The 14631-nt window shown below is 46.9% G+C and carries 12 protein-coding genes; 3 read left to right on the top strand and 9 right to left on the bottom strand.

Annotation, left to right across the window (positions count from 1 at the left end; genetic code table 11):
* Window positions 1-241: 241 nt before the first annotated feature.
* From ACY2VW_RS07230 to ACY2VW_RS07250, 5 genes are all read right to left on the bottom strand, one after another.
* The gene (locus ACY2VW_RS07230) at window positions 242-1444 is read right to left on the bottom strand and encodes a class I SAM-dependent rRNA methyltransferase (protein ID WP_461877590.1); all 1203 of its coding nucleotides are present in this window, start codon (window positions 1442-1444) and stop codon (window positions 242-244) included.
* 18 nt (window positions 1445-1462) lie between these two features.
* Window positions 1463-2371, bottom strand: a complete 909-nt coding sequence (locus ACY2VW_RS07235) for a radical SAM protein (RefSeq protein WP_461877591.1) — start codon at window positions 2369-2371, stop codon at window positions 1463-1465.
* A 104-nt stretch (window positions 2372-2475) separates the two neighbouring features.
* Window positions 2476-2901 carry a HEPN domain-containing protein gene (locus ACY2VW_RS07240; protein ID WP_461877592.1) on the bottom strand — a complete coding sequence of 142 codons (426 nt, stop codon included), beginning with the start codon at window positions 2899-2901 and terminating at the stop codon, window positions 2476-2478.
* Window positions 2888-3229 (bottom strand): nucleotidyltransferase domain-containing protein, encoded by a 342-nt coding sequence (locus tag ACY2VW_RS07245; protein ID WP_461877593.1) that lies wholly within the window; start codon window positions 3227-3229, stop codon window positions 2888-2890. The genes ACY2VW_RS07240 and ACY2VW_RS07245 overlap by 14 nt, the downstream gene beginning before the upstream one ends.
* A 256-nt stretch (window positions 3230-3485) precedes the next feature.
* On the bottom strand, window positions 3486-4361 hold the full coding sequence (locus tag ACY2VW_RS07250; RefSeq protein ID WP_461877594.1) for a methionyl aminopeptidase: 876 nt from the start codon (window positions 4359-4361) through the stop codon (window positions 3486-3488).
* Between the two features lie 236 nt (window positions 4362-4597).
* On the opposite strand from ACY2VW_RS07250, the gene ACY2VW_RS07255 reads away from it, so the two are divergent.
* Both ACY2VW_RS07255 and ACY2VW_RS07260 read left to right on the top strand, forming a co-directional pair.
* On the top strand, window positions 4598-5026 hold the full coding sequence (locus tag ACY2VW_RS07255) for a hypothetical protein (protein WP_461874879.1): 429 nt from the start codon (window positions 4598-4600) through the stop codon (window positions 5024-5026).
* A 243-nt stretch (window positions 5027-5269) separates the two neighbouring features.
* A complete protein-coding gene (locus tag ACY2VW_RS07260) occupies window positions 5270-7033 on the top strand; it encodes a Na/Pi cotransporter family protein (protein ID WP_461877595.1) in 1764 nt (587 codons plus the stop codon).
* A 135-nt stretch (window positions 7034-7168) separates the two neighbouring features.
* Here the strand turns inward: ACY2VW_RS07260 and glgD are convergent, their stop codons facing one another.
* The 3 genes from glgD to ACY2VW_RS07275 form a co-directional block, all read right to left on the bottom strand.
* The gene (glgD, locus tag ACY2VW_RS07265) at window positions 7169-8311 is read right to left on the bottom strand and encodes a glucose-1-phosphate adenylyltransferase subunit GlgD (protein WP_461877596.1); all 1143 of its coding nucleotides are present in this window, start codon (window positions 8309-8311) and stop codon (window positions 7169-7171) included.
* A complete protein-coding gene (locus ACY2VW_RS07270) occupies window positions 8305-9513 on the bottom strand; it encodes a glucose-1-phosphate adenylyltransferase (RefSeq protein ID WP_461874881.1) in 1209 nt (402 codons plus the stop codon). Before ACY2VW_RS07270 ends, glgD begins: the two co-directional genes overlap by 7 nt.
* A 299-nt stretch (window positions 9514-9812) precedes the next feature.
* Window positions 9813-12428, bottom strand: a complete 2616-nt coding sequence (locus ACY2VW_RS07275; protein ID WP_461877597.1) for a glycoside hydrolase family 3 protein — start codon at window positions 12426-12428, stop codon at window positions 9813-9815.
* 322 nt (window positions 12429-12750) lie between these two features.
* On the opposite strand from ACY2VW_RS07275, the gene ACY2VW_RS07280 reads away from it, so the two are divergent.
* Window positions 12751-13155, top strand: coding sequence for an amino acid-binding protein (locus ACY2VW_RS07280; protein ID WP_461874884.1), 405 nt, complete (start codon window positions 12751-12753; stop codon window positions 13153-13155).
* 74 nt (window positions 13156-13229) lie between these two features.
* Here ACY2VW_RS07280 and ACY2VW_RS07285 read toward each other — a convergent pair whose 3' ends face one another.
* The gene (locus tag ACY2VW_RS07285; protein WP_461877598.1) at window positions 13230-14609 is read right to left on the bottom strand and encodes an MATE family efflux transporter; all 1380 of its coding nucleotides are present in this window, start codon (window positions 14607-14609) and stop codon (window positions 13230-13232) included.
* Window positions 14610-14631: the final 22 nt, after the last annotated feature.

The raw sequence follows: 14631 nt of genomic DNA on the forward strand, positions 1-14631 counted from the left end.
ATTATACGGTATTTTATTGATTAATACAACTGTTATTTTGTCCATCTTTAATTACTTGCGTAAATTCGATGGACGCGTCTTATATCCCCATAGCTGAAGCAAGGGGTTTTACGACGCACTGGATAATTTTACTATATCACAACTTTCCGAAAAAACAGCGCTTCGGAGACTTCTCCTACGAAGACGGAATCACCGTACACTTCGATTTTCCGTTTCGGCGCTTCCGGCGGAGGAAGAATTTCTATTTTTCATCCACAACCTGGAAGATGTAGAACTTCAGATAATAGGACTCATCCGCCGCCCACAGAATTGGGTGATCCGGGGCCTGGGTGCGGTACTCTACCTGGCGGAGACGTTTGTGGACGTTGTGAGCCGCCTGGTTGATGGTTTTCGTGAAGAGTTCATAGTCCATGAAGTGGGAACACGAACAGGTGCACAGGTAGCCGCCGTCTTTGACCAGTTTCATGCCACGCAGATTGATTTCACGATATCCCTTGATTGCGTTTTTGATGGAGTTTCTTGATTTTGTGAAGGCCGGTGGATCAAGGATAACAACCTCGAATTTCTCACCTTCTTTTTCAAGGCGCGGCAACAGTTCAAAGACATCCTCGCAGACGAAAGATGCTACGTCTTCCAGACCGTTTAAGGCTGCGTTCTTCCGTGCCTGCTCTACACCGAGCTCCGATGCATCAACGCCGATGACTTCTTTTGCTCCTGCATATGCCGCATTCAGCGCGAACGATCCTGTATGGGTAAAGCAGTCGAGCACTCTCGCGTCCTTGCAGAGCTTCTGCACAGCCAGTCTGTTATACTTCTGGTCGAGGAAAAATCCTGTTTTCTGGCCGTCCTTGACATCGACGAGATAATGAACACCATTCTCGACGATTTCAACGCTGGTGTCAAACGGCTCGGAGAGAAATCCTTTCACACGCTCCATGCCCTCCTGCTCACGCACTTTTGCATCACTTCGCTCAAACACGCCGCGGATCTTAACCCCGTCAGCTGCCAGAACCTCCTCCAGCAGGCGGATGATCGTCATTTTCATTTTGTCGATACCAAGTGCCAGCGACTGAACGACCAGCACATCGGAGAATTTATCCACTACAAGTCCCGGCAGAAAGTCTGCTTCACCGAAAATCAGACGACAGCTCGATGTGTCCGTCACTTTTTTACGGTACTCCCAGGCATCCTGCACTCTTTTTTTCAGGAATGCTTCATCGATTTCCTGGTCGATGTTTCTTGTCATCATACGGATGCGGATTTTGGAATGCTCGTTGATGAAACCGCGCCCCATCGGGTATCCGTCGAAGTCGCGCACCAGCACGATATCTCCGTTTTCATATGCTCCTAAAATCGAAGCGATCTCATTATCAAAAATCCAGGCTCCGCCCTGCTTTAGGGCGCGGCCCTCTCCTTTTTTCAGTGTTACAACTGCGTTGCTCAAAAGTTTTTCCTCCTCGTATTAAATTCCTCTTCCGTCAAATTCCGGAATGAAGCTCTCCTCAGCTACCGGCCCTTCCTGCAGAAAGGCGTTGGTGACACCGAGGGAAAATGTGTAATCCAGCAGACGCTCATACTCCCGCTTTGTCGTTTTCCGGTTCAGCGGCGGGATATTTTCCACCTGCGAAAGCGGCGTGTACTGGCTCATGAGGCTCAGCCAGACAGTATCGCCGTACGTCTCATAGACATATTTTACCACAGCTTTTGCATTTTTTACAGCACCGGGCAGCAATAAATGGCGCACAATCACACCTTTTTTCATCAGACCATTTTCATCGAATACAGCCTCACCCGTCTGGCGCACCATTTCCGCGAGCGCCCGTTTTGCTGTTTCCGGGTAATCTTCTGCCCGCGAGTACGCTTTTGCAAGGGAGGGGTCCATATATTTAAAATCCGTCAGGTAAATATCGATCAGCCCGTCCAGTGCCTGCAAGGCTTCCACGCTCTCATACCCGCCGCAGTTATACACAACCGGCACGGTAAGTCCCTTTTTCTTTGCCAAAAGAAGTGCCTCCCGGATCTGTAACGCATAGTGGCTCGGCGTCACGAGATTGATGTTATTCGCATTCTGCGCCTGCAGCTCCAGAAAAATCTCCGAAAGCCGCCCGATCGAAATCACTTTTCCGCTCTCCATCTCCGCAATATGATGGTTCTGACAGTAGACACACCGCAGATTGCACCCGGAAAAGAAAACCGTCCCTGACCCCGTCGTTCCGGAAATACACGGCTCCTCCCAGAAATGCAGCGCCGCCCGCGCCGCCGCAACTCCGGAGGGCGCCTTACAATACCCCGTCTTCCCATGCTCCCGGTCCGCCCCACACTTCCGCGGACAAACCCGGCACCGGCTCATCTCCTGTTCCAAATCCAGCATAGTATTTCTCCCTTTTCTCCTTAGACATATAACAGCACAAAAACATTTTTGCAGACGCCGTTTTTTCTGCCCGCAAAAATGTTTTTGAATAATCCAGCCTGGTTTTATTTTTCTTCCTGCTCCCATCTTATCTGCACATATGCTTCTACCCGGGCTACCAGTTCCTTCGCTGTTTCAATCTGCTCCTCTGCTTCTTCCCGTGTTGCAATATAAAAATCATCATAATCGCTCGCATGCCGGATCTCTTCCGATTCAACAATCTTTTTTCCCAGTTTTCTCGGAAAGATCTCTGTTTTCACATAATTTTTATTGAAATTTGCCAAAGCGTCTTTATGTCTTTTATACGCATTTCCATCCAGCGCATGAATTGCAGATACCGCATGATAAATTCCATAGTACGCTCTGTTATTCGCCCCACGAAATTCTTCTGCCTGTAAAAGAATCTCTGCCGCTTTAATATCACTTTTTGCCGTTTCGATCCGATACTGAACCAGATCCTTCCGCGTACCTTTTTCATCAAGCTGCGTCAAATAATTTTACCCCCTCTTTTTTTACATTGGCATAAAACGGATATACGTCTACCCAGTTCTGGAAATGCTGCTGGCTTTTCGCAATCGGTTTAATGTCAAGATCATGATCCATATTAAAATCAAAGGTTTCTCCTGACAATTTATGGCGGTACTGTTTAATATCCAGATCGGACAGATCCAGAAGAATCATGATATCTATGTCGGAATCAGCTCTGTAATCGCCCCTTGCATACGACCCATATAAAATAACGCTTTTTAAATGATTTCCATAAATTTTCTGAAGTATTTTTGTATATTGATCCAATAAATTTCTGGTACTTGCCGGCATGATATTCCTCCTCTCTGTCGCTTCCCTGCTTCTTTCAGTATTTTTATTATAATTGTATTTCCTGCCATTATGCAACCTCTTTTTCTCTGACAGCAAAGAAAAAGCTGTGTCTCCGAAAAATAATTTCTCTCACAGACACAGCTTTCTTATTTACGCGGGCAACGAGCCAAAGTCCGTGCCTGCACGAGACCTTGGCGACTGCCGCGATAACTTGAGAAACTCGCAGAGCGTGTTTCTCATAGTTTCTATGCATCAATTAGTAAGCGAGCACCTCATATCCGTCTTCCGTTACTGCAACCGTTACTTCCCACTGTGCTGACGGTGCGCCGTCCTCAGTGTAAACGGTCCAGTCGTTGTCGGCGTCGATAAAGATTTCGTCGGTTCCAAGATTGATCATCGGCTCGATGGTAAATACCATGCCCGGTACGAGGAGCATTCCGGTGTCGCGTCTTGTGACGTAGCTGACGAACGGATCCTCATGGAACTCCAGACCGACGCCGTGGCCGCCGATGTCGCGGACAACTTTGTAGCCCTGGCTCTGGGCGAACTCGTTGATGACGGCTCCGACATTGCCGAGGCGGTTGAACGGGCGTACCTCGGAGAGTCCGAGCTGTACGGCTTTTAGCGTATCTTCCACCAGCTTCTTCGAAACATCGTCTACATCACCGATGCAGAACATACGGGATGAGTCGGAAAAGTATCCTTTATAAATAGTAGAAACATCGACGTTGATGATATCTCCGTCCTGCAGGATCTCCTCCTCATTCGGGATGCCGTGGCATACGGCGTCGTTGATCGAGGTGCACACGCTCTTTGGAAATCCCTCGTAGTTCAGAGGTGCAGCGATTCCACCGAGCTCTTTTGTTTTTTCCGCAACAAGGCGGTCGATCTCCTCGGTGCTCATGCCTGCGTGGATGTTCTCTGCCACGTAATCCAGAACGGCGATGTTGACAAGACCGCTCTCACGGATGCCGTCGATCTGATCCGGTCTTTTGATAATTTTCTTCGGCGGAATTTTCCATCCCTTTAATTTATAAGAATTGATTTTCTCATCCAGCGCCAGATGGCAGTCTTTGTACTTCTTTCCGCTGCCGCACCAGCAGTGATCATTTCTTCCAATTTTTTTCAGCATAATTTTCTATCCTCTTTCTGAACACAGAGCCAGATCATATCGTCTGTCCCTGCTGAAATTCATATAACTCCTCTAATACTTTACCACACTCCGTAAAAACTGCAAGCGAAAGTTCCAAAATGAATAACTCTCTCATTTGCTGTCAAAATTTTTGAAGCTTCTTTGTATATCTGCTCCGATTTACGGCAATACTCTCTCATGAAACCACCAAAGAAAGCAAGAAAGGAAGATGCACGATGAGTGGAGATGCAGAGCTTTTAAACTTTATTTACCAGAACTCCCAGATGGGTGTCGACACGATCCGGCAGCTCATCGGCGTGGTTGAGGACAAAGACTTAAAAGAACATCTGAAAACCCAGTTTCAGGGCTATGAGGAATTTCATCAGGCGGCAAAGGAGCTGCTGAACGAGCATGGATACGATGAAAAAGGCCTTGGCATGATGGAGAAAGCACGCACGTATTTTATGATAAACCTGCAGACCATGACGGATCAGTCCGCCTCACACATTGCCAGCATGCTGATTACCGGAAGCAGCATGGGCATCGTCGAGGCGATCCAGAAGTACCGCCAGTACGAGGACGCAGATCCCAAAATCCGGGATCTGATGGATAAACTTCGGAAATCAGAAGAGTACAATATGGAGAAATTAAAAGACTTCTTATAACGAGAATCGCATAGCAGCCAAAATACCTGCATTGAGAAGCGATCCGGCACCGGCACAAAACAGTGCCGCGCCGGATTTTAGTCTTTTTTGACCACTTTACAAACTTTACATACATTTAACACAAAACTGTTTTTAGATGTGTTATCTTCTAAATGTAGGTTTTTTCTCGAGTAGAACCTGCAGAACACGTATCTATTGTTAAAACCACGAAAAGAAAAAGAAAATTACGTAAAGGGAGAAATTATGGACATTTTTGGAGTGTTATCCTTTGTCGGTGGCCTTGCCATGTTCTTATACGGCATGAGTGCCATGGGCGATGGCCTGACCAAACTTTCCGGCGGTAAACTGGAATACCTGCTGGAAAAGCTGACCTCAAAGCGGATTATGGCAGTTCTTTTAGGTGCCGGTGTTACCGCAGTTATCCAGTCCTCTTCTGCAACTACTGTTATGGTTGTCGGATTCGTAAACTCCGGCATCATGAAGCTGAACCAGGCAGTCGGCATCATCATGGGCGCCAACATCGGTACCACCATCACTTCCTGGATCTTAAGTCTTACCGGCATTCAGGGCGACAATGTATTCATTAAAATGCTGAACCCGTCGTCCTTTTCCCCCATTCTTGCAATCATCGGCGTTTTTATGCTGATGCTGGCAAAGAGCGATAAAAAGAAAAATGTCGGTACCCTGTTAACCGGTTTTTCCATTCTGATGTTTGGTATGCACACCATGAGCAGCGCTGTATCACCACTCGCAGATGTACCGGAATTCACGGGACTTCTCGTAAAATTCTCAATTCCGGTGCTCGGTGTTCTTGCCGGAACCATTCTGACCGCCGTGATCCAGAGTTCCTCTGCTTCTGTCGGTATTCTTCAGGCACTCTGCGCAACCGGTTCCGTCAGCTACGCCGTAGCCATTCCGATCATTATGGGACAGAATATCGGTACGTGTATTACCGCATTGCTCTCCTCCATCGGTACAAACCGCAATGCACGCCGTACCGCAATGGTTCACCTTTATTTCAACATCATCGGTACTGTCATTTTCCTGGTTCTCTTTTATGGAATCAATGCCTTTGTACATTTTCCATTCCTGGAAACCTCCGCAAATGCAGCCGACATCGCAATCGTTCACTCCGGCTTCAATATTTTCGCAACACTGATCCTGTTCCCGTTTGCGGACGGACTGGTTAAACTTGCGAAACTGACCATTCCGGACGGACCGGAAGAAAAAGCAGACGAAGCGGTTCAGATGCTCGATACCCGTTTCCTCGACAGCCCGGCTTTTGCTCTGCAGCAGTGTAAAGTTGCAGCCGCAAAAATGGCAGAGCTGACCGAAACCGGTCTTGTTACTTCTGTTGACCTGATGGCCTCCTACAACGAGGCGGATGCGGAAAATGTAGATATTCTTGAGAAAAAGGTGGATCATTTTGAGGATGCCCTCGGCACATATCTGGTGAAGCTTTCCAGCGAAAAGCTTTCTCCGAAGGACAGCCAGACACTTTCCATGATCCTGCACTGCATCGGCGATTTCGAACGAATTTCCGATCACACCGTCAACATCATGAAAGCTGCACGAGAAATGCATGACAAGAACCTGCAGTTCTCCGCTGACGGAGCCGCAGAGCTTGCTGTTTATGGAAAAGCAGTCAAAGATATCGTAAGCCTGACCTTCTCCGTTTTCAATAATGAAGATGTGAAAAAAGCAAATGAAGTAGAACCGCTCGAGCAGGTGATTGACAGCCTGAATTCCAGCCTGAAGAACCACCACATCGAACGGCTCCAGAGTGGAAAATGCACGATCGAGCTTGGTTTTATCCTTTCCGATGTGATGACCGACTTCGAACGGATTTCCGACCACTGCTCCAACATTGCCGTCTGCGTCAGCCAGATCCACAGCGGATCCTTCGATACACATGAGTATCTGCATGCGCTGAAGAAAGAAGAAGAGTTTGAGGCAGAGTATAAAGAACTGAAAAAACAGTATCAGCTGCCAACGCTGAAAGCCTGAAAACAAAACATACTTTTCTGAAAAAAGGTACTACACAGGATGGATCCGTTCCTGGTGCAGTACCTTTTTTTGCGCTTGTTTTTCATCTTAAAAAGCGGGCAGGGAAGATATCCTCCCTGCCCGCCCGGGGTGTCTTTATACCACTTGATCCTTCGCGATAAATACCGGGAAGGAGTCGGTTCCTTTTAACAGTTTGCCTTCGGATACGGTTACGTATTTGTCGGAGACAACGTATTCGATCTCAGCGCCTGCTTCGATGACGGTGTCCTGCATCAGGATACAGTTCTTTACTTTTGCTCCTTTGGCTACTTTGACGCCACGGAACAGGATACTGTTTTCAATCTCACCTTCAATCACACAGCCGTCAGCTACCATCACGTTTTTCGCTTTTGATCCGTTGATATAACGGGTCGGATTGTCGTCACGGACTTTGGTATAGATCGGGTTTCCCAAGAAGAGGCTATCCAGATTTTCATCTTTTAAGAGCTTCATGTTCTCATCGAAATAGCTCTTCATATCATCGATTCTTGCCTGATAGCCGGTAAACTCATATCCCTGAATGTTCAGCTTCTCCGTTTGTGGTGCCAGAACATCACGCTCAAAGAATTTATTTCCAAGGACAAAGCCTTTTTTGATTTCGTCGATCAGAAGCTGACGCTCCATCACATAGATATTCATTGATACATTCTGTACTCCGTTTTCCTCCGAGTTTACAAAGATCTTGCTGATCTTCTGTCCTGCCATGGAGAAGGTGTAGTGCAGATAATTGGTTTTCTCGTAAGAGCTTCTGACGCCTTCCGGAATCGGCTGTTTGGTATAAGCTGCCGTAACATCTGCGCCGCTTTCGATATGCTGATTCAGCATCTCTTTGAAATCAAAATTGCAGGCAATGTTGGTGTCCGCCATGACAACGTATTTTTCTTTCTGCCATTTCAGAAAATCGAGAACATTTGCCAGCGCTTCCACTCTTCCGGAATACACCTGAATTTTCTTCTCAGAATAAGGCGGAACAATATTTAAGCCACCTTTTTTTCTGGCAAGATCCCACTCACGTCCGGAGCCGAGATGATCCATCAGCGAATGGTAATTTTTGCGGACAATAATGGATACATTTCCGATTCCGCAGTTTACCATGCTGGATAAAATAAAGTCCACCATGCGGTAACGGCTGGCAAAAGGAATGGAGGCCATCAGACGCTCGTTTACCAGATCCGGTACCTGCTCATCATAGCTGTTTGGGAAAATGATGCCCAGTGCATCTGCATTTGCGTTTACCATTCTTCTTCACCATCCTTTACATTTGCATTTACCATTGCATTTGGTCCTACTTTGGCACGCTCACCGATATGGATTCCGGATCCGATGGTGGCAACACCTTTTTCACCGTCATGCGGCATTTCTCCCACCACGGCATTCTGGCCAATCACAACGTTTTCCGCAACGATACAGTGTTTTACGACTGCTCCGGATTCGATCACGGTTCCTCCCATGATCACGGCATCTTCTACTTCTGCGCCCTCGGCAACCTTTACGCCGGAGAACAGAATCGAGTGTTTGACATGACCGGCAATACGGCAGCCATCGGTGATCATACAGTTTTCCACAACAGCGGTTTCGGTGATCTTATGGCCTGTTTTTCCGCTGTTTCGGCTGTAAATCTTCCAGTCATTGTCAAACAGGTTGATTCCGCTGTGTTCCGGATCGAGGATTTCCATGTTTGCCTCCCACAGAGAGGAGATGGTTCCTACATCTTTCCAGTATCCGCTGAAGTGATAAGCGTACATATTGCGTCCGTCTTTTAAAAGATTCGGGATGATGTTGTTTCCGAAATCGTTCGAAGAATTCGGATCTGCCTCGTCCTCAATCAGATATTTTTTCAGGATATCCCAGTTGAAAATATAGATACCCATAGATGCCAGATTGGATTTCGGCTGTTTTGGTTTTTCCTGGAACTCGGTGATTTTGTCATTTTCATCTGCCACCATAAGTCCGAAACGGGATGCTTCCTCCCACGGCACTTCCATAACCGCAACGCTGAACTCTGCTCCTTTTTCCTTATGGAAGCGGAGGAAATCGCTGTAGTCCTGTTTGCAGATCTGGTCTCCGGAAAGGATGATGACATACTCCGGATCGTAGCTCTCGATGAATGGAATGTTCTGGTAGATGGCATTTGCAGTTCCTTTATACCAGTCAGAACCTGAGGCTTTCTGATAAGGAGGCAGCACATGAACACCTCCATGGAGGCGGTCCAGATCCCACGGCTGGCCGTTTCCTATGTACTCATTTAACACCATTGGCTGATACTGAGTCAGAATACCTACGGTATCAATTCCGGAATTTACGCAGTTAGAAAGCGGAAAATCGATGATTCTGTATTTTCCGCCAAATGGAACTGCCGGTTTTGCAAGCTTCTCGGTCAGCGCATAAAGGCGAGATCCCTGACCTCCGGCAAGAAGCATTGCTATCATTTCTTTTGCCATAATCTATCCCCCTGTTTTAATAGATGTATTCATTATAACACACTATCTGCTCTATGGACAATCTTTTTGTGCATTTTCCACTATTTTTTTATTTTTTACCGATTTTATTCTGTATTTTTCTCCAGTTTTACCGTTTTTTCGTGAGCTTTTTACATTTTATGCCATCAGGCGGGGCTTGCAGGTTGCGGAAATCGTTTGTCTCTTGCAGTCACAGACTTGTCTCTTTGACCGTACAAAAAGCAGCCCCGCAAAGCCTTATGGGAAAGGTCTGCGGGGCTGCTTCTATGTTTTTTGATTTTTTATGCTTTTGTAACGGTAACTGCCTCTTCGAGATCGAACTGATCACCGTACGGTTTACAGTCATCATAGGCGAGGGACTGCAGAACAACATTCAGAATACGGTATGCACAGGTCTGAAGCTGTCCAAGCGGCAGGGTTCCGTCTGCAACAGATGCTACAATTTCCTGACGGTTTCCTTCCTGGCCCGGCATCTGCAGGTCATTTCCTGCAAGAACACATTCTCTTGAAGTGGAATGTCCGTATTTCAGGTTATATTTGTAGGCAAACAGTCCACTCATATCCTCTGAGGTTCCCCAGTCGGTCATGACATAGCCTGCGAAGCCCCACTCATCTCTTGCTGCTGCCGTCAGAAGGTCGTGGCTGTTGGCAGTATGTACGCCGTTTACCAGGTTGTAGGAGGACATGATTGTCATCGGCTGTGCTGTCTTGACTGCGATTTCAAAGCCCTTCAGATAGATTTCACGCATTGCACGCTCGCTGATATGCTCATTGACATACATACGGTTGTCTTCCTGGTTATTGGCTGCAAAGTGCTTGATGCTGGTTCCGATTCCGGCATGGGACTGGATTCCTCTGGTATCGGCTGCTGCACACAGACCTGCCACAAGTGGATCCTCGGAATAGTACTCGAAGTTTCTTCCGCAGAGCGGATTTCTGTGAATGTTCATGCCAGGTGCCAGCCATACGGAAATATGGAATTCTTCCATCTCTTTTCCGACAATATCGCCGCATTTCTGGATCAGATCCATGTTCCAGGACTGCGCAAGAAGTGCTGCTACCGGGATTGCAGTGCAGTACTGGAAATACTCCGTGCCGCTTTCCGGAACTTCGATTTCATTTTTGTTAAACGCATCTTCCAGAGGATTTCCGGAGGATACCATCTTTCCGTCTGCATCAACGACAAAGTGCGGAATCAGACGAAGACCGGCCGGACCGTCTGCAAGAATCGTATTGTAAATGCCTCTGTCCTCCAGAAGAATGGAAGTCGTATCTCCCGCTGCTCCAGGTGCCATATCGGAAGAAGATCCGATAAATCCTTCCTGACCAAGTCCGTCTGCAGTACCATTGCAGACGGCAGCCATCTCCTCTACGGTCAGCTGCGATACAAGATCTTTTAACGTTGCTTTTCCGTTCTTTACATCTGCCGCGGTCAGCTTTTCTCCCTCATAAGCCGGGAATGCTTCCGGTGTCTCACTGTAGACAACAGTCTCCGTCTTGATGCATTTGCTGCAGATATCGATCTGTTTTGCAGCTGCTTTCTCTTCTGCCTCACCTTCATAGCTGTACGGCGCCACGCCTGCTTTTGTGAGTTCCTGCGGAGCATCATCTGCCGGGAAAAGATTTTTTCCCTGAACCGTAACAACGGTCTCTTTGAGATTCAGAGCTGCTGCTACTTTCGTTGTTCTTGAGCTGTTGCCGACACGGATGTAATACGTTCCTGCCTCGAGTACCCATGCTGCTTTTTTCTCGTCGTAGGAAGCCATAGATTTTGTCGGGAAGGAAATGGTAATCGTCTGGGACTTACCCGGCGAGAGCAGATCGGATTTTCCGAAACCACCAAGCTCCTGATACGGTTTCTCGATCGTTCCCTCCGGTGCGGAATAGTAAACCTGTACGACTTCTTTTCCAGCGAACGTATCACCAATGTTCTTTACGGATGCTGTAACGGTAACGTTCTTTGCGTCTGCCTCCACGCCCTTTACTTCCATCTCAAAATCGGTGTAGCCTTTGCCGTAGCCGAAGCAGTAGTTCGGGGTTACGTTGAAGGTGTCAAAATAACGGTAGCCGACATAAATGCCATCGCTGTAATACTCATCGTTGGTGTCGCCGTTATTATGGCTGAAATTTGGGGAGGACGGATAATCTTCATAGGAAGCAGCCCATGTATCGGTCAGCTTTCCGGATGGGATGCTCTTTCCGAGAACAACGTCTGCAACAATGTTTCCGGTTGCATTTCCGGCCTGTCCTGCAAGAAGAATTGCATTCAGTCCTTTGATTTTCTTTAACTCTGTGGTATCTACAAGGTTCGCAATATTTAAAATCAAAACTGTTTTCTCATAATGCTCTGCCAGATAGGCAATGTCTGCGAGCTCGTTTTCGCCGAGCAGATAATCGCATGCTCTGTTATAGCGGTCTGCACCTTCACCGGAGTTTCTTGACAGAACATAGATAGCGGTATCGGTATCTTCTTTTTCGGTAATTACCGGTACGTCAGGCTGTGCAAATACTTCCGAGAACATGACGGCAAAAACAGGAACGTGAAGCTCCTCTGCTTTCTTTGCCAGCTCTGCCTGGTATGCAGCCTGCGCATCTGCAAGCACTTTGTCATATTCGTCGAGCCATTTACCGGTCAGGATTTCAAAACCGGCCTCTTTTAAGCCCTGTTCAATCGTGACAACTGTTCTTGTGTTAACGTCTCCGGAACCGGTACCCCCTTTTACCGTGTGGCGGACGCCGTTGCCATAAACTGCGACTTTTCCTGCACCGGCAAGCGGCAGGGTTCCGTCGTTTTCAAGAAGTGTCATGCACTCACCGGCCAGTTCACGTACCAGCGCGGAATGTTCTTTTTCTCTTGCGGATACTTCTCCTGTTTTTGATGCATAAAATGTAGCCATAAGTCTAATACCTCCCAATGATAAATTCACATATATCGTTTATATTGTAGCGCATTTTTCGGCATTATGCAAAAGTTTTTTCGCCTGTTTTTTTATATTTCGTCCGTATTTTGTGTATTCTCTCTTACAAACCAACTTTTCTGTCTTTTCCCCATCCATCGATTTCTTTTTCCCTTTTTTTGTATTGATGTTTTTATTCTATCAATTTTCTGCAAGTAATACACTTTTTTCATCTTTTTTCGTCTTCTTTTCCAAAATTCGTTGACGGGTTTGATTTTGGCAGTATAATAAAACCAGAAATCTATTTTAGGAGGCCCCAATCATGTTAAAACAAATTTCTATTTTCGCAGAAAATAAAAAAGGCACGATGCAGCAGATTACACAAATTCTGTTTGAAAATGACGTCAACATTTTAGGTTCCGTCAACAATGACAGCGCAGAGTACGGCATTGTCCGCATGGTCGTTTCCGATCCGGATAAAGCAGAGCAGGCGCTTCAGGCTGCCGGTTACATGACACGCCAGACAGATGTACTCGGTGTTGAAGTCGTCGATCAGCCGGGTAACTTAAATTCTCTTCTGAAGACACTGCTTGAGACAAATATCAGCATCGACTACATCTATCTCTCCTTCAACCGTGAGTCCGGCTGCCCGATCATGGTGTTCCATGTACCGGATGTGTACGAGACAGAAGCAAGCTTAAAGAGCAAAGGATATACTGTTCTTTAGAGCGTGTTTGAAAAAGACATCTGACGAAGTGATTTTTCACCTCCGCAGATGTCTTTTTTCTTTTTCTATATCATCTATTCTTTTGTCTCATCCTCAAACAGATGATCCCGCGTAATATTCTTTGCCCACAGTCCGCTCTTATACCGTTTCAGAACCCACGGCCATTTCACAAACTCATCTGTACACAGCAGGAAATAGACCCAAAGAACCGGAAGCTTGAAGACAAACGCTGCAATAAATCCAAGTGGCACCGCATAGCACCACATATCAATCGTATCGCAGATCAGTCCGAACTTCGTGTCACCTCCGGCACGGAATACTCCGGCAATCAGCGTCGTATTGACAGCTGCCCCCATAATATAATAGGTGTTGATCAGCAGCATATATTTCAAATAATGCATCGCAGTCTCATTTAACGAAGCAAATCTCAGTACAAACGGCGTGATGACCAGCACAACCAGTCCGCCCACTGCTCCGGTAACAACCGTCAGCTTCAGCAGTTTCGATGCATATTCCTTCGCCTTTTCCAGATTTCCTTCTCCCATAACATTTCCAAGCAGAATACCACCCGCACTTGCCACACCAAAGCACAGCACGGTTCCGATGTTTCTTACAACGACAACGAGCGAGTTTGCCGCTACCGCATCGCTTCCCAGATGGCCCAGGATCACAGAATACATCGAAAATGCAACGCCCCAGGAAAGATCATTTCCAAGCGCCGGAAGTGACAGCTTCACAAAGTCAGAAAACAGCAGCTTGTTGCGGATAAACATGTACCGCAGATCAAGCTTGATATCCTTACTCGTGATCGACACAATCACGCAGCCGATCAATTCAATGACTCGCGACATCGCCGTTGCGATTGCAACACCGGTTGCTCCAAGCTTCGGAAATCCGAAAAGGCCAAAAATGAAGCATGCGTTGAAAAATACATTCAGTGCGAATGCCATCATATTCATCGCCATGCTGATCGTCACACGGCCGAGGCTTCGAAGCACCGCAAGATAGATCTCCGTGATGCCCCAGCACAGGTAGGTGACACCCATGACGCGCAGATACGAAGCACCGATCCGGATCAGTTCCGCATTATCTGTAAACAGACGCATCATCATCTGTGGCATGGTAAAAGCAATTCCTGCCACAACGACGGAGATGATGACGGAGAATCGAAGTGCGATTCCCTCGACGGTCTGAATTGCGCGCATATTGCCTTTTCCAAAGTACTGGGCGCACAGAAGTGTTGCTCCTGTTCCCAATCCATAATAAACCATAAATAATACATTTGCATAATTGGATGCCAGAGATACCGCGGAAATAGCGGACTGTCCCACGTAGTTCAGCATCACGACATCGGCAGAGTTAACTGCCGCGCTTAAAAGATTCTGAATCACAATCGGCAGAACCAGCTTAAAAATCTGGCTGTAAAAGCCCTGCTCTTTTGTTGTTGCCCTCATGTTTCTTCTCCATTTCTCTTCT

The sequence above is a fragment of the Fusicatenibacter sp. genome, assembly GCF_977045365.1.

Excerpts from the sequence above, each read along its gene's own strand:
- ACY2VW_RS07260 (WP_461877595.1), top strand. The coding sequence starts at position 5,270 with ATGGACATTTTTGGAGTGTTATCCTTTGTCGGTGGCCTTGCCATGTTC.
- ACY2VW_RS07270 (WP_461874881.1), bottom strand. The coding sequence starts at position 9,513 with ATGGCAAAAGAAATGATAGCAATGCTTCTTGCCGGAGGTCAGGGATCT.
- ACY2VW_RS07245 (WP_461877593.1), bottom strand. The coding sequence starts at position 3,229 with ATGCCGGCAAGTACCAGAAATTTATTGGATCAATATACAAAAATACTT.
- ACY2VW_RS07250 (WP_461877594.1), bottom strand. The coding sequence starts at position 4,361 with ATGCTGAAAAAAATTGGAAGAAATGATCACTGCTGGTGCGGCAGCGGA.
- ACY2VW_RS07235 (WP_461877591.1), bottom strand. The coding sequence starts at position 2,371 with ATGCTGGATTTGGAACAGGAGATGAGCCGGTGCCGGGTTTGTCCGCGG.
- ACY2VW_RS07255 (WP_461874879.1), top strand. The coding sequence starts at position 4,598 with ATGAGTGGAGATGCAGAGCTTTTAAACTTTATTTACCAGAACTCCCAG.
- ACY2VW_RS07280 (WP_461874884.1), top strand. The coding sequence starts at position 12,751 with ATGTTAAAACAAATTTCTATTTTCGCAGAAAATAAAAAAGGCACGATG.
- glgD (WP_461877596.1), bottom strand. The coding sequence starts at position 8,311 with ATGGTAAACGCAAATGCAGATGCACTGGGCATCATTTTCCCAAACAGC.
- ACY2VW_RS07275 (WP_461877597.1), bottom strand. The coding sequence starts at position 12,428 with ATGGCTACATTTTATGCATCAAAAACAGGAGAAGTATCCGCAAGAGAA.
- ACY2VW_RS07285 (WP_461877598.1), bottom strand. The coding sequence starts at position 14,609 with ATGAGGGCAACAACAAAAGAGCAGGGCTTTTACAGCCAGATTTTTAAG.